Origin of the sequence: Streptomyces sp. DT224 (assembly GCF_049844595.1) — a bacterium.
In the GTDB taxonomy this organism is placed as follows: domain Bacteria; phylum Actinomycetota; class Actinomycetes; order Streptomycetales; family Streptomycetaceae; genus Streptomyces.
This window is the reverse complement of the sequence record NZ_JBNCLI010000058.1, coordinates 1-296: the sequence shown is the minus strand read 5'-3', so window position 1 is coordinate 296 and position 296 is coordinate 1. Positions and strand designations below refer to the sequence as shown.

Here is a 296-nt window from a genome sequence, read left to right as displayed (position 1 = left end):
CCGGCCGTGGCGACATCGCCCGCCGGACGGCCGGAGGGAAGCCAGTACCGCTGGTGCTGGAAGGCGTAGGTCGGCAGATCGACATGCCGGGCCGTCGCCGCAGCCGTGCCGAAGTAGGCCGCCCAGTCGACGGACACACCGATGGCGTGCAGACGGCCCAGGGCTTCGAGGACGGTGCGGGCCTCCTCGCGGTCCTTGCGGGCAGTGGGCACGAAGGCCTCGCCGCTGTCGAGGGTCTGCTGGGCCATGCCGGTGAGGGTTCCGTCCGGGCCGACCTCCAGGAAGACACTGGCTTC

1 protein-coding gene is annotated in these 296 nt (G+C 72.0%); it reads right to left on the bottom strand.

Annotated features, from left to right (window positions below):
* Positions 1-248: hypothetical protein (locus tag ACLQ2N_RS36025; RefSeq protein ID WP_425820019.1), on the bottom strand; the 248-nt coding region annotated here is incomplete at its 3' end.
* Between the last annotated feature and the right edge of the window lie 48 nt (positions 249-296).